Annotated in this window: 25 protein-coding genes and 1 tRNA gene; 14 read left to right on the plus strand and 12 right to left on the minus strand. The window is 64.8% G+C overall.

What is annotated here, in order from left to right:
* Positions 1–21 precede the first annotated feature (21 nt).
* Positions 22–1161 (plus strand): succinyl-diaminopimelate desuccinylase, encoded by a 1140-nt coding sequence (gene dapE, locus G7Y82_RS12885; protein WP_168148544.1) that lies wholly within the window; start codon positions 22–24, stop codon positions 1159–1161.
* The gene (locus G7Y82_RS12890) at positions 1158–2165 is read left to right on the plus strand and encodes a YheT family hydrolase (RefSeq protein ID WP_168148545.1); all 1008 of its coding nucleotides are present in this window, start codon (positions 1158–1160) and stop codon (positions 2163–2165) included. The genes dapE and G7Y82_RS12890 overlap by 4 nt, the downstream gene beginning before the upstream one ends.
* Positions 2166–2175: 10 nt before the next feature.
* On the opposite strand, the gene G7Y82_RS12895 is transcribed toward G7Y82_RS12890, so the two are convergent.
* Both G7Y82_RS12895 and G7Y82_RS12900 read right to left on the minus strand, forming a co-directional pair.
* Positions 2176–3291, minus strand: coding sequence for a hypothetical protein (locus G7Y82_RS12895; RefSeq protein WP_168148546.1), 1116 nt, complete (start codon positions 3289–3291; stop codon positions 2176–2178).
* Between the two features lie 100 nt (positions 3292–3391).
* On the minus strand, positions 3392–3925 hold the full coding sequence (locus G7Y82_RS12900) for a DsrE family protein (protein ID WP_168148547.1): 534 nt from the start codon (positions 3923–3925) through the stop codon (positions 3392–3394).
* Positions 3926–4045: 120 nt separating this feature from the next.
* On the opposite strand from G7Y82_RS12900, the gene G7Y82_RS12905 reads away from it, so the two are divergent.
* Both G7Y82_RS12905 and G7Y82_RS12910 read left to right on the plus strand, forming a co-directional pair.
* A tRNA-Ser gene (locus G7Y82_RS12905) sits at positions 4046–4133 on the plus strand.
* Positions 4134–4342: 209 nt separating this feature from the next.
* Positions 4343–5230 (plus strand): glyoxalase superfamily protein, encoded by an 888-nt coding sequence (locus tag G7Y82_RS12910; protein WP_168148548.1) that lies wholly within the window; start codon positions 4343–4345, stop codon positions 5228–5230.
* 192 nt (positions 5231–5422) lie between these two features.
* Here the strand turns inward: G7Y82_RS12910 and G7Y82_RS12915 are convergent, their stop codons facing one another.
* Together G7Y82_RS12915 and G7Y82_RS12920 are read right to left on the minus strand one after the other, a co-directional pair.
* A complete protein-coding gene (locus tag G7Y82_RS12915; RefSeq protein WP_168148549.1) occupies positions 5423–6079 on the minus strand; it encodes a 3-oxoacid CoA-transferase subunit B in 657 nt (218 codons plus the stop codon).
* 48 nt (positions 6080–6127) lie between these two features.
* On the minus strand, positions 6128–6832 hold the full coding sequence (locus tag G7Y82_RS12920; RefSeq protein WP_168148550.1) for a CoA transferase subunit A: 705 nt from the start codon (positions 6830–6832) through the stop codon (positions 6128–6130).
* Positions 6833–6947: 115 nt separating this feature from the next.
* Between G7Y82_RS12920 and G7Y82_RS12925 the strand changes: the two genes are divergently transcribed.
* The 9 genes from G7Y82_RS12925 (at position 6948) to G7Y82_RS12965 (ending at position 16965) form a co-directional block, all read left to right on the plus strand.
* Positions 6948–7841: a LysR family transcriptional regulator gene (locus tag G7Y82_RS12925; RefSeq protein WP_168148551.1), complete on the plus strand. Its 894-nt coding sequence runs from the start codon at positions 6948–6950 to the stop codon at positions 7839–7841.
* Positions 7842–8034: 193 nt separating this feature from the next.
* Positions 8035–8745 (plus strand): GntR family transcriptional regulator, encoded by a 711-nt coding sequence (locus G7Y82_RS12930; protein WP_168148552.1) that lies wholly within the window; start codon positions 8035–8037, stop codon positions 8743–8745.
* On the plus strand, positions 8742–9530 hold the full coding sequence (locus G7Y82_RS12935) for an SDR family oxidoreductase (protein WP_168148553.1): 789 nt from the start codon (positions 8742–8744) through the stop codon (positions 9528–9530). The genes G7Y82_RS12930 and G7Y82_RS12935 overlap by 4 nt, the downstream gene beginning before the upstream one ends.
* A gap of 78 nt (positions 9531–9608) precedes the next feature.
* Positions 9609–10541: a 3,5-dioxohexanoate:acetyl-CoA acetone transferase gene (gene kce / locus G7Y82_RS12940; RefSeq protein WP_168148554.1), complete on the plus strand. Its 933-nt coding sequence runs from the start codon at positions 9609–9611 to the stop codon at positions 10539–10541.
* Positions 10542–10631: 90 nt separating this feature from the next.
* On the plus strand, positions 10632–11510 hold the full coding sequence (locus G7Y82_RS12945) for an SMP-30/gluconolactonase/LRE family protein (protein ID WP_168148555.1): 879 nt from the start codon (positions 10632–10634) through the stop codon (positions 11508–11510).
* A gap of 65 nt (positions 11511–11575) precedes the next feature.
* Complete coding sequence (locus tag G7Y82_RS12950; protein ID WP_168148556.1) at positions 11576–12874, plus strand: MFS transporter; 1299 nt, start codon at positions 11576–11578, stop codon at positions 12872–12874.
* Between the two features lie 21 nt (positions 12875–12895).
* Positions 12896–14047, plus strand: a complete 1152-nt coding sequence (locus tag G7Y82_RS12955) for a glycerate kinase (protein ID WP_168148557.1) — start codon at positions 12896–12898, stop codon at positions 14045–14047.
* Positions 14048–14164: 117 nt separating this feature from the next.
* A complete protein-coding gene (gene pyk, locus G7Y82_RS12960; protein ID WP_168148558.1) occupies positions 14165–15601 on the plus strand; it encodes a pyruvate kinase in 1437 nt (478 codons plus the stop codon).
* A gap of 83 nt (positions 15602–15684) precedes the next feature.
* Complete coding sequence (locus G7Y82_RS12965) at positions 15685–16965, plus strand: carbohydrate porin (RefSeq protein WP_168148559.1); 1281 nt, start codon at positions 15685–15687, stop codon at positions 16963–16965.
* 80 nt (positions 16966–17045) lie between these two features.
* Here G7Y82_RS12965 and G7Y82_RS12970 read toward each other — a convergent pair whose 3' ends face one another.
* Positions 17046–18761, minus strand: coding sequence for a thiamine pyrophosphate-dependent enzyme (locus G7Y82_RS12970; protein ID WP_168148560.1), 1716 nt, complete (start codon positions 18759–18761; stop codon positions 17046–17048).
* 583 nt (positions 18762–19344) lie between these two features.
* On the opposite strand from G7Y82_RS12970, the gene G7Y82_RS12975 reads away from it, so the two are divergent.
* Positions 19345–19494: a hypothetical protein gene (locus G7Y82_RS12975; protein ID WP_168148561.1), complete on the plus strand. Its 150-nt coding sequence runs from the start codon at positions 19345–19347 to the stop codon at positions 19492–19494.
* 295 nt (positions 19495–19789) lie between these two features.
* On the opposite strand, the gene G7Y82_RS12980 is transcribed toward G7Y82_RS12975, so the two are convergent.
* The 7 genes from G7Y82_RS12980 to G7Y82_RS13010 form a co-directional block, all read right to left on the minus strand.
* Positions 19790–20044 (minus strand): hypothetical protein, encoded by a 255-nt coding sequence (locus G7Y82_RS12980; protein WP_168148562.1) that lies wholly within the window; start codon positions 20042–20044, stop codon positions 19790–19792.
* Positions 20037–20393, minus strand: a complete 357-nt coding sequence (locus G7Y82_RS12985; RefSeq protein WP_168148563.1) for a hypothetical protein — start codon at positions 20391–20393, stop codon at positions 20037–20039. The genes G7Y82_RS12980 and G7Y82_RS12985 overlap by 8 nt, the downstream gene beginning before the upstream one ends.
* A 15-nt stretch (positions 20394–20408) precedes the next feature.
* Positions 20409–20606: a hypothetical protein gene (locus G7Y82_RS12990; protein WP_168148564.1), complete on the minus strand. Its 198-nt coding sequence runs from the start codon at positions 20604–20606 to the stop codon at positions 20409–20411.
* A complete protein-coding gene (locus tag G7Y82_RS12995; protein ID WP_168148565.1) occupies positions 20603–20962 on the minus strand; it encodes a hypothetical protein in 360 nt (119 codons plus the stop codon). The genes G7Y82_RS12990 and G7Y82_RS12995 overlap by 4 nt, the downstream gene beginning before the upstream one ends.
* A 643-nt stretch (positions 20963–21605) precedes the next feature.
* The gene (locus tag G7Y82_RS13000; protein WP_168148566.1) at positions 21606–22040 is read right to left on the minus strand and encodes a helix-turn-helix domain-containing protein; all 435 of its coding nucleotides are present in this window, start codon (positions 22038–22040) and stop codon (positions 21606–21608) included.
* Positions 22037–22297, minus strand: coding sequence for a helix-turn-helix domain-containing protein (locus G7Y82_RS21450; RefSeq protein WP_206370678.1), 261 nt, complete (start codon positions 22295–22297; stop codon positions 22037–22039). Before G7Y82_RS21450 ends, G7Y82_RS13000 begins: the two co-directional genes overlap by 4 nt.
* The gene (locus G7Y82_RS13010) at positions 22297–22578 is read right to left on the minus strand and encodes a hypothetical protein (protein ID WP_168148567.1); all 282 of its coding nucleotides are present in this window, start codon (positions 22576–22578) and stop codon (positions 22297–22299) included. The genes G7Y82_RS21450 and G7Y82_RS13010 overlap by 1 nt, the downstream gene beginning before the upstream one ends.
* Positions 22579–22586 lie beyond the last annotated feature (8 nt).

A 22586-nucleotide genomic window follows, 5' to 3' on the forward strand; every position in this document is an offset into this window, starting at 1 on the left:
CCCCTCACGGATGTTGTTGCCATGGCCGACGATGCCGCACCGCGCCCGGTGCTTGACCTCACCTGTGCGCTGATCGCACGCAAGTCGCTGACACCCGACGATGCCGGCTGCTGCGCGCTGATCGGCGAGCGGCTCGCCGCGCTCGGCTTTACGCTCGAATGGATAGACGCCGGCGGCGTCACCAACCTCTGGGCAACGCTCGGCAGCGGTGCGCCGCTGACGATCCTTGCCGGACACACCGACGTCGTGCCGCCCGGACCGCACCAGGAATGGCAGAGCGATCCGTTCGACCCGCAGATTCGCGACGGTGTGCTCTACGGTCGCGGTGCCGCCGACATGAAGTCGGGCCTGGCGGCGATGGTCGTCGCCGCCGAGCGGCGGCTGGCGCGCGGTCCGACCCAGGGCACCCTCGCCTTCCTCATCACCAGCGACGAGGAAGGCACGGCACGGCACGGCACGCGCCACGTCGTCGAGGTACTGAAATCGCGCGGCCTGACGCCGGACTACGCCGTGGTCGGCGAGGCCACTGCGGCGCGCCAACTCGGCGACCGCATCACCATCGGCCGCCGCGGCTCACTGGGTTGCAATCTGCGCGTACTCGGCAAGCAAGGCCACGTCGCCTACCCCGACAAGGCCGACAACCCCATCCATCGCCTGGCGCCGGCGCTGGCCGAGCTGACCACGACGGTCTGGGATCGCGGCAACGCGCACTTCCCACCGACCTCGTTCCAGGTCTCGAACCTCCACGCCGGCACCGGCGCCAGCAACGTCATTCCCGGCGCCGTCGACGTGGTTTTCAATTTCCGCTTCTGCACCGAGTCGAATGCCGAAGACCTCAAGGCGCGGGTCAGCGAGGTGCTGGACCGCCACGGCCTGCGCTACGAGGCCGACTGGTGGCTTTCGGGCGAGCCGTTCCTGACCCGCGAAGGTGCGCTGATCGAAGCGGCGCGCGCCGCGGTCGGCGACGTCACCGGCCTTGATCCGCTGCTGTTCACCGGCGGCGGCACGTCCGATGCGCGCTTCATCGCGCCGTGGGGCGCCGAGGTGGTCGAAATCGGCCCGATCAACGACAGCATTCACAAGATCGACGAGCACGTGCTGGTCACCGATCTCGATCGCCTGTCGCGCATCTACGAAGGCATCCTCGACCGTCTCGCGTGAGTGCCGATCCGCACGCCGGCGCTGACCGCTTCGCGCCGCCGGCCTGGCTGCGGCCGGCGCAGCTGCAGTCCATCCTCGCGACCAAGAGCCCGCGCCGTCGCCGATGGCTGAAGCGCGACGGGCGCATGGAAGCCTGCGCCGAACACCTGCTGCTCGACGGCGGCGACGGCGTACGTCTCGGCGGCTGGCTGTCGCGCCAGCCCGAAGGCGCATCGACACGCGGCTTCGCGGTGCTGATTCACGGCTGGGAAGGCAGCCACGAATCGAGCTATCTGTACTCGATGGCCTGCCAGACCTACGCCGCCGGCTATGACGTGCTGCGCCTCAATCTGCGCGACCACGGCGGCAGCCATCACCTGAATCCGGAATTCTTCCATTCGGCGCGCATCGACGAGGTGCTCGGCGCGATCGCCAGTGCGCAGGCGATGCTCAAGCCGATGCCGCTGCTGGTGGTTGGCTTCTCGCTCGGCGGCAACTTCGCGCTGCGCGTCGGCCTGCATGGTCCGGCTGCCGGCGTTCACCCGCGGCTGGCGGTCGGCATCTCGCCGGCCATCAATCCGCGCGCGACGATGCAGGCCATCGACGACGGCCCGTCACTGTTTCGCTGGTACTTCACCGGCAAGTGGCGGCGCACCGTGCAGGCGAAGAAGGCGGCCTGGCCGGACATCGACACCACCGCCCTGCTCGACGGCAAAAGCCTGATGGAGATCACGCGCGTGTTCGCCGAACGGCATACCGAGTACGGCGCGATCGATCCCTACTTCGCCGCCTACACGCTGGGCGCCGAACAGTTCTATGCGTCACCGACGCCGCTGGCGATCATCACCGCTGCCGACGATCCGGTCATTCCGGTCGACGACTTCCAGGCCCTGCGGCCGCAGGGCGCGCTGCGCGCGTTCGATCTGACGCGCTACGGCGGCCACTGCGGCTTCATCGAAGACCTGCGCTACAGCAGCTGGGCCGAGCGTCGCGTGCTGGCGCTGCTCGCCGACGCCAGCCGCTGAGACCTCGACTTCAGAAGTCCGTGCACGGATCGGGGCTGGCATTGACCAGTGTCGCGTCGGCACCGCTGACGGTCTGCGATGCGATCTGCTGCAATTGCACCGCGATGGTCGGGCTGATGCCCAGCGACGCCGCGGCGCTCTCGCCGGAGCCCAGCGTCGTCGCCTCGACGCCGGTGATGCGCTGGAACAGAACCAGCGCCGACAGATACGCGCCGTAGATGCTCGGGTGGTAGCGATCGGCACTGCTGATCTGCGGATCGTTGCTGGCATTGATGCCGTACCACAGCGACGGCAGACCGGTGCTGCCAGTGTACGGATTCGGCTCGGCAATGCCCTGCGCCCAGGCCCGCATCCATGCATCGCCGACCGGCGCGACACCGGCGACGTCGCCGTCGCGCGCCGCCGCGCGATAGTAGGCATCGTGGTAGGCATCGCCGAGCTGCTGCAACGCATCGGCATAGTTCGTCGCGAAATCCGACGACGACGTGCTGCCGGCCAGCGTCTGCGCGGTATCGGCACGCGGCCAGGTTTCGTAGAGCCACACGTTCGCCGACGGCGCGACGTTGTGCAATGAGGTCTCGATCGACTGCACCGAGCTGCAGAACACCGCTGCATCGTGGTTCGAGTCGCCGGCCAGCGCCGACGGTAACGGCCGCGTGCTCTGCTCCTGCAGCACGATCGCGTCCCACTTGGCGTCGTACATGACGCTCGATGCCGCCGAGATATGCGTCTTCAGCGTCGCCGACGAAATCGCCTCGATATGCACGTCGTAGTCCAGGCCGGACTCGACGGCGAACTCGGCGAAGATGCCGGGAATGCCACCAAACGGGCCGCTTTCGTTGTCCTCGGCACGGCTGCCGGTGGCGTCAGCGTTGTCGTCGATCACCAGCGGCGAGCCGCCGCTGATGGCCGAAGTACCGCCGTTGTTGTAGAGCCGCACGGGTTGGTAGCGGCCATGCGTGAAGCTGTTGCCGACAAACAGGATGTGCCGCTGCGCCGCATCGTCGCCGGACGACGAACCGCCGCCACTTCCGGCATCGCCTGACGACGAACCACCGCCGCCACCCGAGCATGCGCTGCAGACCAGCGCGGCAAGCGCCGCGCCCCGGACAAAGTTTCTCCTCATGGTGCCCCTGTTCGCGGCGATGGAATCGACCTGGATTCTCGGCCGCCGTGGGCGAGCTGCCCATAACTCGATAGAGCTAGAGGCGCCGCCAGCCGCCGCGCTACAGCGGCATCAACACATAGCCTTGCTGCTCGAGCAAGGTCACCGTGGTCAGCGCCGACAGCGCTTGCGTCACGCCCGGCGCCAGCCAGCCCGGCTCGAAACCGAAGCCATGCACGGCCTGGCCGCAGACCGCAACGTCGACGCCCGCCGCGTGCAGCGCCGCGATCAACGGCACGTTCGGGTTATCGACACCGAACTTCTCGTGGTAGTGCGCATTGTCGAGCACGATCGGCGTCGCCGGCCCGGAAATCACCGCGACGAAGTGCAGGTGCCCGAGCGGCACGCCCGACGCCACATACAGATTGACGGTGCGCGCGACACGATCGAGCGCGCGATTGATGTCGGCCGGCGACTTTGCCGCCTGATCGAGCGTGAACACCACGCGGTACTGCGCCTTCGGGCTCGGCACATAGGCGGCACCGGGAATCTCATGGAAGGCGCCATAGCCGGAAATGGCGGGCGCCGCGAATGCCGTGCCCGCCGCCCAAAAGCCCGCCACCGCCAGCAGGCTGCGCCATTTCGCTCCCATCATGTTCGTCTCCGTACAAAAGCAAAACCCGATCATGCGGCGCCGCACGCAAAACCGGCAAACCCCATCGGCCGCCGGACGCCCCCGTTTATGCCGGCGTTTTCGGTAGAATTGCGCGCTTCAGGAGAGATGGCAGAGTGGTCGATTGCGGCGGTCTTGAAAACCGCTGACGGGCAACCGTCCGGGGGTTCGAATCCCTCTCTCTCCGCCACATTACGGAAAAGCCCCTTCAGTGGGGCTTTTCCGTAAGTGCTCGATGGAAAATCGGCCCCTGGGCTGAAAACCCTACGTTTCTCCGCCCCCACCGCTTTCAGGCAAGGCCAGGTGACATCACCACGCCCCCTGCGATTGCATCACGGGTGCTTGCTTCGCCCATATAGTACTGATAATTTACTATAAAATTTCAATACTAAATAAGCCATGCCGCTCGCCAGCCCCTGGTACAACGCTGTATCCATCCCGGCGCTGCTCCGGCATGCCCGCTCCACATATGGGCGCGCGATGCGCGAGGCGCTCGACGGCGCAGGGTACGGTGACATCCCCAAGAACGGCCTCTACGTCATTGGTGGTCTCGCGACCGAAGCACGCGAGGCGCCACTCGCCCGCATCATTGCCGATCTCGGATTATCGAAGCAGGCCAGCGGACAGCTGGTCGATACCCTGGTCGAGCGCGGATATCTGGAACGCCGTGTCGATCTTGAAGACCGTCGCCGTCTCATCGTCACGCTGACCGAACGCGGTCGTGACGCTGCGCTGGTACAGACCTCGGCTCGCTTGCACGTCGACCGTCAGCTTGAAGCGCGCGTCGGACAACGCGGGGTCGTGACGCTACGCAAGGTATTGGCCGCGCTGATCGGACTCGGCAAGGACACACACCAGCCCGACACAGGGCCAACCCCGACGCCGCGCATGAAGACGGCCATCCCGATTCTTTTCGTCCGGGACGTCACGCGGGCCGCAGCGTTCTTCGCCGACGAACTCGGCTTCGAGACCCGCTTTCTGCATGGCGACCCGCCCTTCTACGGCGCCGTATCGCGCGATGGTGCCTGTCTGCATCTTCGCTTCGTCGGACAGCCCAACTTCCCCGAACTGGCCGCGCGCGAACCATCATTGATCCTCGTCACCATCGAGGTTTCGGATGTGCGCGGCCTGCATGCCGAATATGCAGCGCGCGGCGTGAACATCGCTCGCGACCTGCTGGAGCACGCCTGGGGCGGCACGGACTTTCACGTCCGAGACCCGGACGGCAACGAAATTTCCTTCGTACAGTATCGTCGGGTGGAAACGCCGCGGGGAACTCGCGCGTAAGCCTGAAAACCGTCGAACTCAAAGCGTTCGTTCCGGCAACGGACTTCGCCCGGCCCAAGCAGTTCTACATGGATGCAGCGCGGCAGCGCTCGAGTCCTGCGCGACCTCCGACGGGTGTGCACTTTCAGAAAAAGCCCCTGCAATGGGGCTTTTTTGTTCGCAGTCACTACGGCTCAGAACAGCCACTGCGGCTCAGAAGCGCATTTCCGGCACCTCGTCCGGAACGCGCAGCGCACCTGCCGTCTTCGCCACGATCTCCTCGACACTGACACCCGGCGCGCGCGCCTTGAGCACGAAGGCCCCATCCTCGATTTCGAGATAGGCCAGATCGGTCAGTACGCGGCGGATACAGCCGGCGCCGGTCAACGGCAGCGAACAACGGCTGAGCAATTTCGACTCGCCACCTTTCGATGCGTGGGTCATGACCGCGATGATGTTGTCGGCGCCGGCGACGAGGTCCATCGCGCCACCCATGCCTTTGACCAGCTTACCGGGAATCATCCACGAGGCGATGTTGCCCTCGACATCGACTTCGAACGCGCCGAGCACCGTCAGATCGACGTGGCCGCCGCGGATCATCGCGAAGGACTCGGCGGACGAAAAAATCGATGCGCCGGCGCGCGCCGTCACCGTCTGCTTGCCGGCATTGATCATGTCGGCGTCGATATCCTGCTCCAGCGGGAACGCCCCCATGCCGAGCAGACCGTTCTCCGACTGCAGCATGACGTCGATGCCCGGCGGCACATAGTTGGCCACCAGCGTCGGGATGCCGATGCCGAGGTTGACGTAATCACCGTCCTTCAGTTCGTTGGCCACCCACTGCGCCATTTGCTCGCGGCTCAAAGCCATTGCTTGTCTCCTGTCGTGTCTGTCGTCGTTGTTGCGCTGAGCCCAGCGCTAGGCCGCGGTGCGCACAGTGCGCTTCTCGATCCGCTTTTCGAAAGACCCGACGATCAAGCGGTCAACGTAAATGCCCGGGGTGTGAATCTGCGACGGCTCAAGTTCGCCCGGCTCGACGATCTTCTCGACTTCGACCACGGTGATGCGCCCGGCCGCCGCCACGCACGGATTGAAGTTCTGCGCGGTGTGTCGGTAGATGACGTTGCCATAACGATCCGCCTTCCAGCCTTTGACGATCGCGAAGTCGCCGGTGATGGCGTGTTCCAGAATGTGCGGCCGCCCGTTGAACTCGCGGACTTCCTTGCCCTCGCCCACCGGCGTGCCGTAGCCGGTCGCGGTGAAGAACGCCGGAATGCCGGCGCCGCCCGCGCGCATCTTCTCGGCCAGCGTGCCCTGCGGCGTCAGCTCGACTTCCAGTTCACCGGACATCAGCTGCCGTTCGAACTCCGCGTTCTCGCCGACGTAGGACGCGACCATCTTGCGAATCTGCCGATCCTTGAGCAGCACGCCGAGGCCGAAGTCGTCGACCCCGCAGTTGTTCGACACCACCGTCAGACCCTTCACGCCCATCACGCGAATCTGCTCGATCAGATTCTCCGGAATACCGCACAGACCGAAGCCGCCCGCGAGCACCGTCATGCCGTCGCTCAAGCCAGCCAGCGCGTCCGCATAGCTTTCCACGCGCTTGTCGAAACCTTTCACATCGCTCTCCTCGCAAGTCCTGCACGGCTTGCATCGTTTGCAAGCACATGAGTTTTACTTAGGTCTATCTATTTGATAATTTTATTTTTCAAATAAATTAATAACTATCACTTATATGAATCCCCGACAGCTGCGGGCTTTCACCGTCGTCGCGCAAAGCCTCAGCTTCGTCCGCGCAGGCGAAGCACTGCACATGTCGCAGCCGGCGCTGAGCCTGAGCATTCGCAGTCTCGAGGAGGCGCTGGGCGGCGCCTTGTTCACTCGCACCACACGTCAGGTTCGCCTCACACCGGAAGGCGCGGCGCTGCTGCCGATCGCCCAGCGCCTGCTCGCAGACTGGGACAATGCCAGCGAGCAGCTAAGGCAACGCTTCGCCCTGCAGCGGGGCCATGTCTCCGCCGCGGCCATGCCGTCCTTCGCAGGCAATGTGCTGCCGCAGCTGATGCTCGAATACCGTCGCCGCCACCCAGGCATCCAGTTCGCGATTCACGACGTCATTCACGAAGACGTGCTGGAAATGGTCGCGAGCGGGCGCGTGGAGATCGGCTTCGGCTTTCAGCCCGAGACCCAGCATCCCTTGCACTTCGACGCCTTGTTCCGCGATCGCTTCATTGCCGTCGTTTCCCGCAAATCGACGCTGGCGCGCTACAAGCGCGTGAACTGGAGCCAGCTCATGACCGGTGGATTCATCGCCTTGCAGCGGCCGTCCACCGTCCGCACCACGCTGGAGAAAGCGCTGCGCGGGCACGGCATCGAGTTCGACATCGCCTACGAATGCCACCAGCTCGCGACCGTTGGACAGATGGTCGCCGCCGGGCTCGGCGTCAGCGCCGTACCGGCGCTGTGCGCACGCCAGATGAGCGCGCTCGGCGCACAGTGCCTGCCGCTGACCGCGCCCATCATCGAGCGCTCGGTGGGCCTGATCCGCCGCGCCGACGCCGAACTCTCGACTGCTGCGCGCGCGCTTCGGGAAATTGCGATCGCCCACTTCGGCAAACGTCGAAGCTGATCGGCAGAAGTGCGGGCGAGCGTCGACACCCGCCTTCAAGCTTCTGTTTTAAATAAACAATATATTCACCCCTGCATCGCCTGAGGGCGACGAAACGGCAGCCCCAGACTGCCGCCGATCACGATTCGGTTGACAATATTTGTGATCACATATCTACTTTGCCCATAACGCAAGCTACATCGGAGGAGAATCGATGAGCCGTCTGTCAGGCCCGAATTTCAAGCCTGTTTCGCGCGAAAGCCTCGCCGATCAGGTCTACCGGCAATTGCGCGAGGCGCTCATGAGCGGCCGCTTCGAGCCGGGTCACAAGTTCACGATTCGTGGGCTCGCCGAAACCCTGGGCGCCAGCTCGATGCCGATTCGCGACGCCCTCAATCGACTGGTCGCCGAAGGCGCGTTCACCGTCACCGAAAGCTCACGACTGCGGGTCCCGCTGATTACCAGCGAACGCCTCCGTGAGATTCGTGACGCACGTGTGGCACTCGAAGGGCTGCTCGTCGAACGCTGCATCGCCAAGATCACGTCGCGCGACCTGGCGCAGATATCGAAGCTCTACGAGCAGATGAGCGCCGCCGTCGCCGAAGCCAATGCCTCGCGCTACCTGTGGACGAACTTCGCGTTTCATCGGCGCATCTACGCCGTTGCGCAGTCCGATCTGATCATGGCGGCAGTCGAGAATTTCTGGCTGCACGTCGGCCCTTGCTTCGCTCTGGTCGCACCGCAGAACACTCACCTTCACCGCTCGATGGAAGCGCATGCCCGCATCCTCGATGCGTTGCATTCACGCGACGCTGCCGCCGCCAGGGCGGCAGTCGCCGACGACATCATGCAGGCCGCTGATTCGCTCCTGAAGCTACTGAGCGCACAGGCCTCGTCAACCCGCACTGGAGATTCCGCAAGATGAGCGTTCTGGAAAAGCTCAAGCCCTACCCCGGCCTTTGTGTCCTGATTTCCGGTGGCGCAGCCGGCATCGGCGAAGCGCTCGCCAGCGCCTTTTTGGAAGCCGGTGCGTCGGTCCACGTGTGCGACGTCAGCACCACCGCGGTGGAAGCATTCATGCAGCGACATCCGCAGGCGTGTGCGACGGTCGCCGACGTGTCCGACGTTGCCGCCGTCGAGTCGGTCTTCGAAAAGCAGCGCCAGCAGTTCGGCGGGCTCGACGTGCTGATCAACAACGCCGGCATCGCCGGTCCGACGGCGGGCATCGACGCCATCAGCGAGAGCGACTGGCAGAAGACCGTCGAGATCAACCTCAATGCACAGTATCGCTTCGCCCATCACGCGGTGCCGATGCTGAAGGACTCTGAGCATGCGCACCTGCTGCAGATGGCCTCGGTGGCCGGCCGCCTCGGCTATGCATGGCGTACGCCCTATGCCGCCACCAAGTGGGCGATCGTCGGCATGACGAAGTCGCTGGCCGCCGAACTCGGCGAAGCCGATATTCGCGTCAATGCGCTGCTGCCCGGCATCGTCGAAGGTCCGCGCATGGACGGCGTCATCGGCGCGCGTGCCGAACAGATGGGTCTGAGCTTCGAGGAAATGCGCAAGGAGTATCTGAAGAAGATCTCGCTACGCCGCATGGTCACCGCCGACGACGTGGCCGCCACCGCATTGTTCCTCTGCTCACCGGCCGCCTACAACATCACCGGCCAGGCGATCAGCGTCGACGGCAACGTCGAATACCTCTGAAGACACCAGACGTCGCACACCGCGCGTCTCGGCATCTCGTCACCTCCCCCGACTACAGAACAAGATTGAGCACGCCTTATGGCCAAGAACCGCCCTGTCATCATTACCTGCGCCGTGACCGGTGCCATCCACACGCCGTCGATGTCGCCGTATCTGCCGGTCACGCCGGATGAAATCGCGCAGGCCGCAATCGGCGCCGCCGAAGCCGGCGCCGCCATCGTCCATCTGCATGCGCGCGATCCGCAAAACGGCCAGCCGACGCAGGACCCCGAGCTGTTTCGCCAATTCCTGCCGACCATCAAGAACGCCAGCGATGTGGTGATCAATCTCACCACCGGCGGTGCGCCAAACATGGGCGTCGAGGAACGTCTGCAACCAGCGCTGCAGCTCAAGCCAGAGCTGGCGTCGCTGAACATGGGCTCGATGAATTTCGGGCTGTACGAGATGCTCAATCGTTTCCATGAATTCAAATACGACTGGGAACGGCCGTACCTCGAAGAAAGCGACGACCGCATCTTCCGCAACACCTTTCGCGACATCGCCTACATCCTCAATTCGTGCTCGACGAACGGCACGCGCTTCGAGATCGAGTGCTACGACATCGGGCACCTGTACAGCGCTGCGCATTTTCTTGATCGCGGGCTGCTGAAGGCACCGATCTTCATCCAGTCGGTATTCGGCCTGCGCGGCGGCATCGGCACACACCCCGAAGATCTGATGCAGATGCGTCGCACCGCGGACCGCCTGTTCGGCGATCAGTACCAGTGGTCCATCCTCGGCGCCGGCCGCAGCCAGATGCCGCTCGCGACCATGGGCGTGGCCATGGGCAGCAACGCTCGCGTCGGCCTTGAAGACTCGATCTGGGATGGTCCGGGCACGCTCGCAAAGTCGAATGCCGATCAGGTGCGCCGCATTCGCACCGTCATCGAAGCACTCGGCCTGACGGTTGCCACGCCGACGCAAGCCCGCGAGATGCTGGGACTCAAGGGAGCGGATGCCGTCGGCTTCTGATTTTTTGTGAACAGAACGCCCGAGTGCGAGGCGTTTCTGATGTCCTAAAACAGCGATTGATTGGATATGAATCCAAGAGGGAGGAGAAACTTGAATATCGAGATCGTCACCGACTTGAAAACCACGCTGGGCGAAGGCCCGGTGTGGGACGTCGAACAGCAGCGACTGTATTGGATCGACAGCCTGGACGGCAGGATATTTCGCGGCACGCAGGATGGCCACGAAATCCGTGCATGGGACGTCGGCAGCAAGATCGGCTCGATGGCGCTGTGCCGGAACGGCGAACAGGCCGTCGTGGCATTGCAATCGGGCTTGCATCTCCTCGATTTCAAGAGCGGTGATCTGCAGCTGATCGTGCATCCCGAATCGGACAAGCCGGCAAACCGGCTCAACGACGGCAAGGTCGACCGTCAGGGACGCTTCGTGGTCGGCTCGATGGACACGATGGAGGACGACGCCAGTGGTCGGCTCTACCGTCTCGATCCGGATCTGAAGCTGCACGTCCTCGACGACAACATCGTCTGCTCGAACGGTCCGTGCTGGAGCCCGGATGGTCGTACCTTCTATTTCTGCGACACCTGGTCCGGTGAGATCTGGGCGTACGACTACGACACCGAGACCGGCGCGGTCAGCAATCGTCGCACCTTCGCCAAGGTCGACACGTCGAGCGGCGGTGCCGCCGACGGCGCGACCGTCGATGCCGAAGGTTGTCTGTGGCAGGCGCTGGTCTATGGCGGCAAGCTGATCCGTTACGCACCGGACGGCCGTGTCGACCGCGTCATCGACATGCCGGTCAAGAAAGTCACGAGCGTCGCATTTGGTGGCCCGGACATGGATGTGTTGTTCGTCACATCGATGGCCAAGCCACCACTGCCACGCTTCCCGGGAGATGGACAGCTGCGCGGTGCGCTGTTCGCGATCAAGGGGCTGGGCATCCGCGGCATTGCCGAACAGCGCTTCGCCCACTGAGCCCCGCTTCCACGGCACTTTCAACGCCGGCTCCGCCGGCGACACGACCGATCTGGCCCTGAAAAATGAAAAAATTCCTCAAAGGCACCCACAAATATTCCTGGGTCTCGCTGCTTGTCTGCTGGATGATCTGGGTTCTCAACGCCTACGACCGCGAAATCATCCTGCGTCTCGGCCCCACCATTTCCAAACACTTCGAACTATCCGCCGACCAGTGGGGCACGCTGGTGACGTTCGTCATGCTGGCGCTGGCCGTCCTCGACATTCCCGGCTCGATCTGGAGTGATCGCTATGGCGCCGGCGCCAAGCGCGCCAAGTTCCAGGTCCCGCTGGTCCTCGGCTACACGGCCATCTCCTTCCTGTCCGGCTTCAAATTCCTGAGCGCCAAGCTCGTCGCGTTCGTCGCGCTGCGCATCGGCGTCAACCTCGGTGCGGGTTGGGGCGAGCCGGTCGGCGTCAGCAACACCGCCGAATGGTGGCCGGTCGAGCGCCGCGGCTTTGCGCTCGGCGTGCATCACACCGGCTATCCGGTCGGCGCCCTGCTCAGCGGCGTGATCGCCAGTTTCGTGTTGATGACCTTCGGCGAAGACAACTGGCGTTATGTGTTCTTTGTCGCCTTCATCGTCGCCGTGCCGCTGATGATCTTCTGGGCACGCTATTCGACCCAGGCCAAGGTCGACACGCTGTACAAGGACATCGCCGCCAAGGGCCTGACCCCGCCGAATGCCAACGAGGGGCACACCGCCAAGGGGCAGGGTCTGGCGATGTTCAAGAAGACGATCAAGAACCGCAATATCGCGATGACGGCGTCGAACACCCTGCTGACACAGGTCGTGTACATGGGCGTCAACATCGTGCTGCCCGCCTATCTGTACAACATCTCCGGCTTGTCGCTCGCGGCGTCGGCGGGCATGAGCGTGGTGTTCACGCTGACCGGCATCCTCGGCCAGCTGCTGTGGCCGACGCTGTCCGACTCCATCGGCCGGCGCACCACGCTGGTGATCTGCGGCATCTGGATGGCGGCAAGTGTCGGTGGCTTCTACTTCGCCAGCACGATGACGCTGATCATCATCATGCAGCTGCTGTTCGGCCTCGTCGCCAACGCGGTCTGGCCGATCTACTACGCCGCAGCATCCGACTCGGCGCCGCCGGCGGCAACGTCGACAGCCAACGGCATCATCACCACGGCGATGTTCATCGGCGGCGGCATTTCGCCGGTGCTGATGGGGTGGTTGATCTCGCTGGGCGGCGGCTGGAAGAGCCCGGAAGGCTACGTCTACACGTTCTTCACGATGGCCGGCTGCGCGCTGCTGGGTGTCGCGTGTCAGCTCTTCACGCGCCATAGTGCGCGCACCACGGTCTGAGCGCCGGAGCACCGTAGCCGCATGAAGACCATCGTGATCGCGCCGGATTCCTTCAAGGAAAGCCTGTCTGCGCGAGGCGTCGCAGAGGCCATCCGCGACGGTCTCGCGCAGGTCTGGCCGGACGCCGAGTACCGACTGCGGCCGATGGCCGATGGCGGCGAAGGGACGGTGGCGGTCGTGCTCGACGCCGGCATCGGCGCGCAGCCACGGACCGCGCGGGTCCACGGACCGCTCGGTGGCGATGTCGACGCACAATGGGCCTGGCTGCCCCAGGCCCGGCTCGCGATTCTGGACATGGCGGCAGCCAGCGGCTTGATGCTGGTCGACGCCGACCGTCGCGACGCCGGTCTGGCCTGCAGCCACGGCACCGGCGAGCTGATGCGCGCCGCCCTCGACGCCGGCGCGCAACGCATCATCATCGGCATCGGCGGATCGGCGACCAACGACGGCGGTGCCGGCCTGCTGCGGGCGCTCGGCGTGCAACTGCGCGACGCCGCCGCGCGGCCCTTGCCGCCCGGCGGGCGCGCACTGCAAGCGCTTGCCAGCATCGATCTGACACAACTCGATCCGCGCCTGGCGCACGTCCACGTCGAGGTCGCCGCGGACGTGCGCAACCCCTTGTGCGGACCGGATGGCGCGTCGCACATCTTTGGCCCGCAGAAAGGCGCGGATGCGGCGCAAGTGCAACAGCTCGACGCAGCGCTCTGGCACTTTGCGGACCTGTGCGCGCAGACGCTGGGCCGCGACGAGCGCGACAGCATCGGCGCCGGGGCGGCCGGCGGCGTCGGCTTTGCGCTCAAGGCCTTCTTCGGCGCGACGTTCAGACCCGGCGTCGATGTCGTCGCCGAACTGGTCGGCCTCGACGACGCCTTGCGCGACGCCGATCTGGTCATCACCGGCGAGGGACGTGTCGACCGCCAGACCTTGAACGGCAAGACGCCGTTCGGCGTCGCCCGACATGCCGCACGACATCACGCTCCGGTGTTGGTATTGGCTGGCTCACTCGGCGACGGCTACGAGGCACTTTACGAGCACGGCATCAGCGCCGCTTTCAGCCTGGTGCCACGGCCGATGCCCCTGTCCGACGCACTCAGCGGCGCCGCACCGCTGTTGCGCGAGCGCGCACGGGATATCGCAAGACTGTGGCAGGCCGCGGCGTCGGCCCCTTCATAGCGATATCCGGCGGGCCGTCAGCCCCCGCGACTCTGTCACCACCCGAAATCTCTGCATGCGCGATCCGTTCGCGCAGGGATCGTCTCAAGCTTTTTTCGCCCATTTTGAAAACGACTCATGCGTGCCACCAAGATCATCGCAACCCTCGGACCCGCTACCGATGACGACGACAAACTCCGCGCCCTGATTGCCGCGGGCGTCGACGTCGTCCGGCTCAACTTCTCGCACGGCGCCGCTGAGCAGCACCGACAGCGCGCCGAACGCGTGCGACGCATCGCCCACACTCTGGAGCGCGACGTCGCCATCCTCTGCGACCTGCAGGGTCCGAAAATTCGCATCGAAAGCTTCGTCGACGGACCGATCGAACTGGATGTCGGACAGCGCTTCGTCATCGATACGCAGCATCCGACCGACCTAGGCACGCGCGAGATCGTCGGCTGCAGCTATGCGCCGCTCCCGATCGATGTCGTGGCGGGCGACGTCCTGCTGCTCGACGACGGCGCCATCATCATCGAGGTCGAGGAGGTCCGCGGCACCGCGGTCATCACGCACGTCGTCTCCGGCGGCACGCTGTCGGCACGCAAGGGACTGAACAAGCTCGGCGGCGGCCTGTCGGCCGCGGCGCTGACCGACAAGGACCGCGAGGACCTGCGGCACGCGGTCGCGCTCGACGCCGACTTCATCGCCATCTCGTTTCCGCGAACGGCCGACGACATGCTGGAAGCACGCCAGCTGCTGACCGAAGCCGGCGGCACGGCGCAGCTGGTCGCCAAGATCGAGCGCGCCGAAGCCCTCGATGCGCTCGACAGCATCGTCTCCGCGAGCGATCTGGTCATGGTGGCGCGCGGCGACCTTGCCGTCGAAATCGGCGACGCCGCCCTGCCCGGCTGGCAGAAACGCATCATCGAAACCGCGCGCAGTCTCGACCGTGGCGTCATCACGGCGACGCAGATGATGGAATCGATGATTCATCAGCGCAGCCCGACGCGCGCCGAAGTGCTCGACGTGGCCAACGCCGTCATGGACGGCACCGATGCCGTGATGCTGTCGGCCGAAACGGCGGTCGGCAAAGACCCCGCCCATGTCGTCGACGTGATGTCGCGCATCTGCGCCGGCGCCGAACAAAGCCTGCCGGCCTCGTCGGCTCGACGCCGCGCACTGAACCGCTTCGATCGCACCGACACCACCATCGCGATGGCGACCGCATGGACGGCGACGCACATGGAAGCCGAGGCGATCGTCGCACTGACCGAATCGGGCGCCACCGCAGCGACCCTGTCGCGCGCCGGCACCGAGGTTCCGATCTATGCGCTGACGCCCTACGAGAGCACGCGCCGACGCATGAAACTGTGCCGTGGCGTCGTGGCGCTGGCCTTCACGCCACACGATCCCGGCAACCCCAATCTGGCGCCGCACCGCGAGGCGATCGAACTGCTGCAGTCGCGCGGCTACCTGCAGCCGGGCAATCGCGTGCTCGTCACGTCCGGACGCTTCGCCGGCGCCGGCGGCACCAACACGATGAAGATCGCCACCGTCGGCGAAGAGCGTTCCTGAGGCGCTGGCACGACTGCCCGCGCCGCATCGGCGAGTCGGCAGCTTGCGCACTCGCCCCCGATACCAACACACCGAGGAGAATCATGATGGTCAAATTTCACCGGCTGCTCTGCGCCGGCACCCTGTGCATCGGCATGACGGCCAGCCTGAGCGCGCTGGCGGCGGACGACAATTCACACTTGACAGGCGACTGGAACGGCACGCGTCGCGCGCTGAGCGATGCGGGCGTCGATCTTTCGCTCGGCTACCTCAGTGAGTCGGCGACCAACATCAGCGGCGGCGATCACAATGAGGGCGCGTACGCCGACGAGTTCGAACTGGGGCTCGGCCTGGATCTGGACAAGCTGCTGTCGTGGTCCGGCGCCAGCGTTCGCGTGCTGGTGACCGATCGCAATGGCAACAACCTCAACGACAAGGCCGATCTCGGCGCGTTGATGCAGTTCCAGGAAATCTACGGACGCGGCAGCGTCACGCGCTGGACGATGCTCTATCTCGAACAGAAGCTGCTCGACGACAAGCTCGACATCAAGCTCGGCCGCCTGCCGATGAACATCGACATCGCCAACTACGGCTGCGATTTCATCAACCTCAGCTTCTGCGGCGGCCTGCCCGGCTATCTGGTGTCGACCTGGTACAACTACCCGGTCAGCCAGTGGGGCGGCCGCATCCGCTACGACTTCGATTCCGGCTGGTACGCGATGGTCAGCGCAACGCAGGTCAATCCGCGCTACCTCGAAAACGGCCAATCGATGAACGTCGGCAGCCCGTCCGGCACCATCGGCGGCCTCTACGTCGCCGAGTTCGGCAGTTCGATGCGGCTCGGGGCGTCGAACCTTCCGGGCAGCTTCTTCGTCGGCCTGTGGCGCGACACGGCCGACAGCAGCGACCAGTTGCTCGACGTCAACGGCGAGCCGCAAGCCCTGACCGGCGAACCGGCCAAGCAGCACGATGGCAACAGCGGCCTGTACTTCAACATCCAGCAGCAGATCACTTCGGTTGACGGCTCACCGAAGCGCGGCATGTCACTGTTCGTGAACTTCGTGCAGGCTGACTCGGCCACGTCGTACGTCGATCAGCTGCTGTCGATCGGCATGCGCTATGCGGGTCCGTTCGCAGCGAGGCCGGACGATGCGCTCGGGTTCGTCGTTGGTCGCACGCGCGTCAGCAGCAGCGCGGCGGCCGCACAGCACATTGCTGGCGGCGAGGCGCCGGGCTCGGAATACCCATCGGAGCTGTATTACCGCGCCAAGGTGCTGCCATGGCTGAATCTGGAACCGAGCCTGCAGTACATCTACAAGCCGGGCGGCGTGTCGAGCAATGACAACCTGCTGATCGGCACGCTGCGCGTCGCTGTCGATTTCTGAGTCGACGCCGCCAGGCGATGATTCGACTCGAACGCTCATCCCCGCGCTGTGCGGGGATGAGCGTTCAGCGCACGACGGGGTCAGCGCACGAAGTTGTCGCGCAACAGCGAGACCACTTCCTCGACGCGGCCGTCGAACACCGCCTTGACACCGAACATCGCCGTCGATGCAACCTGCCCCGCCGTCACATGCGGCGGCATCACCAGTTCGACGCGATTGACCGCGACATCGAGCAGCGCCGGGCCATCGGCCTCAAGCCAGGCGCGCATCGCGCCTTCGAGTTCGTCGGCGCGGCTCACGCGCCAACCGCGCAGACCGCAGGCATCAGCAAGGCGCGCGAAGTCCGGGTTCTTGAGCTCGGTGAACGAATCGAGCAGCCCTTCGACGCGCTGCTCCATTTCGACGAAGCCGAGCGACCCGTTATTGAAGATCAGCAACTTCACCGGCAACTGTTCCTGCACCAGCGTCAACAGATCGCCCATCAACATCGTCATGCCGCCGTCGCCACACAAGGCGATGACCTGACGATCCGGATACGCCGCCGCCATGCCCATCGCCTGCGGGTAGGCATTGGCCATCGTGCCGTGCAGCAGGCTGGTCAGGAAGCGTCGTTTGCCGTTGGCACTGAGGTGACGCAGCAGCCAGACCATCGGTGAACCACCATCGGCGGTGAACATCGCGTCCGGCGCCGCCAGGCGATCGAGCATCTGCGCCACCGTCTGCGGATGAATCAAGGCCGCATCCTTGCTGACTGCAGAGGCCGCATAGCCTTCGCCGTCGCGCTTCCATTGCTCGAGCGCTGTCTGCAGATGCGACTCGTCCTGCTTGGGCTGCAAACGCGGCAGCAGCGCGCGAATCGTATCGCCGACATCGCCGACCAAGCCCATGCGAATCGGCGCACGACGGCCGAGGTGCGCCGGCTCACGGTCGATCTGAACGACGCGCTTGCCTTCCGGGTAGTACTGCGTCCACGCGAAATCGGTACCCAGGCAGAGCATGATCTCGGCGCGCTCGATCGCCTCGGCGCCGGCCTTGTTGCCGAGAATGCCGGTCATGCCGACGTTGAACGGATTATTCGGCTCGATGAATTCCTTAGCGCGACTGGTATGCACGACCGGCGCCTTCAGTGCGCCGGCCAACGCGACGACTGCCTCGCCCGCCGCTGCGGCGCCACTGCCGGCATAGATCGTGACGGTCTCGGCGGCATCGAGCAGTTGCGCCAACGCGTCCAACTCCGCGTCGGCGGGACGCAGCACCGAGGCCGGACGGTGCACTGCCCACGGCAGCGCGTCGTCGGTCTTCTCGGTGAACATATCGCCGTTGACGATGACCACGGCGACGCCGCCACGGGTGAGCGCCGCCTGTGCCGCCAGCGCAGTGATGCGCCGCGCCTGATCCGGATGCGAGATGTATTCGCAGAACACGCTGCACTGCTCGTAGATGCGGCGCTGGTCGACTTCCTGCGGGAAGTTCAGACCGACCTCGGTGCGCGCCACGTCGGATGCGATCAGCACCACCGGCGCGCCGTTGCGATGCGATTCGAAGATGCCGTTGACGAAGTGCAGACTGCCGGGACCACAGGTGCCGGCGCAGACGGCCAGTTCGCCGCGCATGTAGGCCTCGCCACCGGCGGCCAGCGCGCCGGCCTCTTCGTGGCGGACGTGCACCCAGCGCAGCTCGGATTGGCGTACGGCGTCGGTGAAATGATTGATCGTGTCGCCGACGATGCCCCAACAGCGACGGGCGCCCGCCTGAACCAGGGTATCGACGACGACTTCAGCAACGTTCTTGGACATGGGGATCTCGGTCGGGGCAGCAAAACGAGACGCCACGTCGCGAACGCCCGCCTGCGCCGACGGCCGATCCCGAGTATGACGTCTCAGGAAAGGCTCACAGCTCAACGCTTCAGCGCTGAACGCAACCGGAATGCGCGGCGATGCGTCGAGGATGTGGTCCGACGTTCGGGGATCGAGCGCGCGTCGAGCGCCGCAACGCCGCCGCGTTCCACCAATGTTGTGCCACTGACGTACAAGCCGCACGGCGGGGCACCAATACAAAAGCCCCGTGGAGCGGGGCTTTTGTATTTGAAGCGGTTGGTGCGGGAACAGGAACGGAAAAATCGGCTATCCGCATTGATTTCTATATAAATCTCAATCAGTGCTCCGCATAGTTACCGCAAAAATTACCCACGACGCGAAATTCCACGCCGACATTCATGCGACCTCAGACGCAAGCACGCTTGAGACGGCAAGCATTCTTCACCGATCTAGCCGATGAACGGTCAGATGGCACACGCCAGAGACGAGAGGTTTGCGCTGGCCATCAACTACAGTCTCGGGCGCGCTTCGCCGAGCCATCGACGCACCGAGGACATATCCGATGCAGAAAAAGCAGATCCCGCCGCCTGAAAAAATGCTCGCCGCTGGCCGAGCCCGCTGCCTGACGCTGCAGCTTCGCGAGTCGGCGGAGGCCAAGAAGGAACCCGTGCTTAAGCAGTCGAAGGACGACCCGGCGTCGACGGGAAAGTAGCGCTTGCGGTTCGTCGCCGTTCGCCGGCCCAAGGGCTTTGGCCCGGGCGATATGGCGGTTGATGTCGCGCTTCGATTCGCTAGTGAGCATGGAGGTTTCGGCGGCGAAGGCTTCCTTCTGTTGCGGACATTTCCGCTGCCCTCTTGAATCTCGCGTGACCTGGGCGGGACAACTTATCCCACCCAGCTTCGCCTTTACCGTCACGTCGACCACCTTCTCCGGATGCAGCGCCTCCCAGATTTCCTTGCGGCGGTGGATGGCGGCGGCAGTCAGCTCCGCATTCGATAGTGATGCTTCACCCAGTCCCGCACGGGATCCACGAGACCTTGACGCCGTGCGTCTGCTGCAGGCTCTCGACGATCTCCCGGTAGAGGAAGCCGTGCTTGCGGGCTTCGACGGCAACCTCGAACGGGTAGGCGCATGGGCGCCGGGTGTACTGTTTCTTGTAGCGGCCCGGGTCGGCCGCGGTGCGGCCCTTGGTCGACTTCGGGCGGTGCTCGACTGTGGCGTCGTCGACTTGTGAGCCGGCCTGCGTCAATTCGTCAACCATGACGGCCTCGCTCGGCTTCTTCCAGCTCGGCACGTAGGGCGGCTTCGCGGCTCACAAGCTGCTCATCCGACATCGCATCCAGTTCGCAAAGCAGCCGCAGACGATCCTCGTAACTGGCCTCCCCGCCGATGCTCAAAGTCTGGGCTGCTAGCCGGGGATGACAGTACGGCGCCGCCGCTTTCGCAGCGTCCATACGCTCCGCGGTCTCTCGCGAACCATCGCGCATGACCGTCAGCAGGAAATCAAGCGGCGTCAGGCCAGACGCAGTAATCTCAGCCTCGCGCTTCGCCGTTGCCCTGTTCGGCCGGCCCTTGCGAGAACCGCCGCCGGTCTTGATGCCTTTCGCCATGACACTCCCCTCGCTCTATGCGAGTCCGTGCGCACGCCGTTCAGCGGTGAACACGACCAGCATGTCGTCGGCGATCCGGGCGAGGCGCGCGGCGCGCTCTTCCAGAGGCGTGGCCTGCGCGATGCTGTCGGCTGCGAGCTGATCCAGTTCCGCCGACAGAGCTTCACGGCGAGCCGCCAGGGCGGCGATGGTGTCGTTCAGGGTCATGTTCATTCCCCCGCCTGCCCGCTGAGCGTGAGCGCCAGGGCGTCGCCGGCGAGCTTGCGCTGCGGTCCTTTCAGCGTGTTGAGTTTCGCGGCGAGGTCGAGCAAGTCCGTATGCGGCGCCGTGACGAGGTACTGAGACAGCTCCTGCGGCGTCCCGCTCTTGCCGGCCACCGTCGCGTAGCGGTTCACGATGTAACGCGGAAGCGCACTGGCGGCAATGAGTCGCTGTAGCTGCTCGACGTTGCGCACGGTGGCGCGCTGAGCGGCTTTCCGTGCCATCTGACCGAGCACTGCGCCGACCGGGCCGCCGGCGGTGTAGCCGGCCTTTGCGACGGCGCGGATAGGGGCATCGATCGATTGCATGGCACGTTCTCCTGTTGCCTTGGATGATCGCGGTTTGACGCGAGAAGTCTGCATAGCGGGGCGAGCAGCTCGCGCAGGGGTGTTAACTCGATGTAAACCAGATGTGCGCAGGGCCTCTGCAACCGGCCCGACGGTCTCGGCCGGCGTTCGGCCGTCCGACGGCGGTCTGCCTCATCCGGCTCCGCTTAAGTCTCAGCGGACTCGCGAGTCCTCGCGAATATTCGCGAGGACTCAGGAAATATTGCGGCATCGGGCCCTGTGCCAATTTTTTCGGCGTGCTCATGTGGTGCACCGCCGCTGAATCAATGCGAGCAGCGCGACGTCCTGAAATGCACGTCGCGCCGGCTGTTCGCTGGCGACACGTACGCCCGAGACGAGTAGCTTGAAGGCGCTGCATCGACCGCAGGCGCCGCATTGGTCCCAGCTCAGCCGAGCCCCTGGGGAACGCGCAGACTGGCTGCGAGTGTGCCCGCCGCATTTGCAGATCATGCGCTGCACTCCATGCCGCCGGCCGTTGCGAGCCATGCGACAAACACGCGCAACTGATCATCTGCGCTGATGCTAGGAAGCAATGCCGCCCAGAGCCAAAGCGCGGCGCTTTCGCGCTGCACCCCCTGGTAACTTACCTGTGTAGCCGTTTTGACTACCGTGGCAATCGGCCTTTTGTCTTCACGGTAGCCAAAATGGCTACCGTGCTTTTTTGTGGCTGCCAGCGGGCGTAGTCCTTCGTCGCGGTGGCACCGTCGCGTTCGGCCAGGGGCTCGTTGGTCAGCGCGTAGACCGTGGCCTGCTTTGTTTTGCGGTTGAACGCGCCGGCTTCAATCATGCGCACCCAACCGCGGTCGAGCAGCTCGTCGCGTGCGCTCTGTGCGCGGCGCTGCCCGACGTTGCCCATGCGTTCCTGCATCTGGCGCACGCTCAGGAAGACGCGGTTCTCGCCGCCGTTGTAAAGCGCGCGGAACTCGATCAACAGGGCACGGGCGTCAGTCGACAACGTGCGATAGGCCGGAAACTCGTGCTCCCAGCCGTAAATCCGCACGTGCGAATCGCCGATTTTCGGCCTGCGCCTCTTCTTCACGACCCGGCACCATTGCCGCTGTGCAGCAAGTAGAGGCCGACACGGTGTTTGCGGCCAGCGTCGGTATATGCCTCCGTCCAGACCAGTTCGATCGGCTCGCCGTGCTTGTGGCGCAGTTCGTGAACGCGCGCCGCCGGCATCAGGATGTCGAGGTCACGGCGCAGTTCGATCGTCGTCGCCGGCCCCTTGCGCAGACGATGTAACAGCCGCTGGCGCTGAGCTGCGCCGCTATTCGGATGATCGCGGGAGGTGTTCACTATGCGCCCCCCGACGAAACCTCGTTGGGCTCCGGCTTAGCAGTCTTGCGCTGGGCTGCGAGGCCCCGGATGTAAGCCAGGACTTCGCTTTCGAGGAAAAAGCGGTTGCGGCCGCGCGTAATCGGTTTCGGGAAGTTCGGATCGTTGGCGATCGCCGTGTAGACGCTGGTGCGGCTCTTGAAGCCGACCATCTCGCGGCATTCGTCGAAACTGATGAGGCGGAAGCGATGGAACTTGTCGCTCGCTTCGGCCGACCGTGGGGCGGGGGAAAGCATATTCACCGTCGATC

Source organism: Solimonas marina, assembly GCF_012241385.1.
Lineage (GTDB): Bacteria > Pseudomonadota > Gammaproteobacteria > Nevskiales > Nevskiaceae > Solimonas > Solimonas marina.

What these genes read in the sequence shown, in the direction of transcription:
- dapE (WP_168148544.1), top strand. Translation starts at nt 22, where the DNA reads ATGGCCGACGATGCCGCACCGCGCCCGGTGCTTGACCTCACCTGTGCG.
- G7Y82_RS12895 (WP_168148546.1), bottom strand. Translation starts at nt 3,291, where the DNA reads ATGAGGAGAAACTTTGTCCGGGGCGCGGCGCTTGCCGCGCTGGTCTGC.
- G7Y82_RS12900 (WP_168148547.1), bottom strand. Translation starts at nt 3,925, where the DNA reads ATGATGGGAGCGAAATGGCGCAGCCTGCTGGCGGTGGCGGGCTTTTGG.
- G7Y82_RS12910 (WP_168148548.1), top strand. Translation starts at nt 4,343, where the DNA reads ATGCCGCTCGCCAGCCCCTGGTACAACGCTGTATCCATCCCGGCGCTG.
- G7Y82_RS12915 (WP_168148549.1), bottom strand. Translation starts at nt 6,079, where the DNA reads ATGGCTTTGAGCCGCGAGCAAATGGCGCAGTGGGTGGCCAACGAACTG.
- G7Y82_RS12925 (WP_168148551.1), top strand. Translation starts at nt 6,948, where the DNA reads ATGAATCCCCGACAGCTGCGGGCTTTCACCGTCGTCGCGCAAAGCCTC.
- G7Y82_RS12930 (WP_168148552.1), top strand. Translation starts at nt 8,035, where the DNA reads ATGAGCCGTCTGTCAGGCCCGAATTTCAAGCCTGTTTCGCGCGAAAGC.
- G7Y82_RS12935 (WP_168148553.1), top strand. Translation starts at nt 8,742, where the DNA reads ATGAGCGTTCTGGAAAAGCTCAAGCCCTACCCCGGCCTTTGTGTCCTG.
- kce (WP_168148554.1), top strand. Translation starts at nt 9,609, where the DNA reads ATGGCCAAGAACCGCCCTGTCATCATTACCTGCGCCGTGACCGGTGCC.
- G7Y82_RS12950 (WP_168148556.1), top strand. Translation starts at nt 11,576, where the DNA reads ATGAAAAAATTCCTCAAAGGCACCCACAAATATTCCTGGGTCTCGCTG.
- G7Y82_RS12955 (WP_168148557.1), top strand. Translation starts at nt 12,896, where the DNA reads ATGAAGACCATCGTGATCGCGCCGGATTCCTTCAAGGAAAGCCTGTCT.
- pyk (WP_168148558.1), top strand. Translation starts at nt 14,165, where the DNA reads ATGCGTGCCACCAAGATCATCGCAACCCTCGGACCCGCTACCGATGAC.
- G7Y82_RS12965 (WP_168148559.1), top strand. Translation starts at nt 15,685, where the DNA reads ATGATGGTCAAATTTCACCGGCTGCTCTGCGCCGGCACCCTGTGCATC.
- G7Y82_RS12970 (WP_168148560.1), bottom strand. Translation starts at nt 18,761, where the DNA reads ATGTCCAAGAACGTTGCTGAAGTCGTCGTCGATACCCTGGTTCAGGCG.
- G7Y82_RS12975 (WP_168148561.1), top strand. Translation starts at nt 19,345, where the DNA reads ATGCAGAAAAAGCAGATCCCGCCGCCTGAAAAAATGCTCGCCGCTGGC.
- G7Y82_RS12980 (WP_168148562.1), bottom strand. Translation starts at nt 20,044, where the DNA reads ATGGTTGACGAATTGACGCAGGCCGGCTCACAAGTCGACGACGCCACA.
- G7Y82_RS12985 (WP_168148563.1), bottom strand. Translation starts at nt 20,393, where the DNA reads ATGGCGAAAGGCATCAAGACCGGCGGCGGTTCTCGCAAGGGCCGGCCG.
- G7Y82_RS12990 (WP_168148564.1), bottom strand. Translation starts at nt 20,606, where the DNA reads ATGAACATGACCCTGAACGACACCATCGCCGCCCTGGCGGCTCGCCGT.
- G7Y82_RS12995 (WP_168148565.1), bottom strand. Translation starts at nt 20,962, where the DNA reads ATGCAATCGATCGATGCCCCTATCCGCGCCGTCGCAAAGGCCGGCTAC.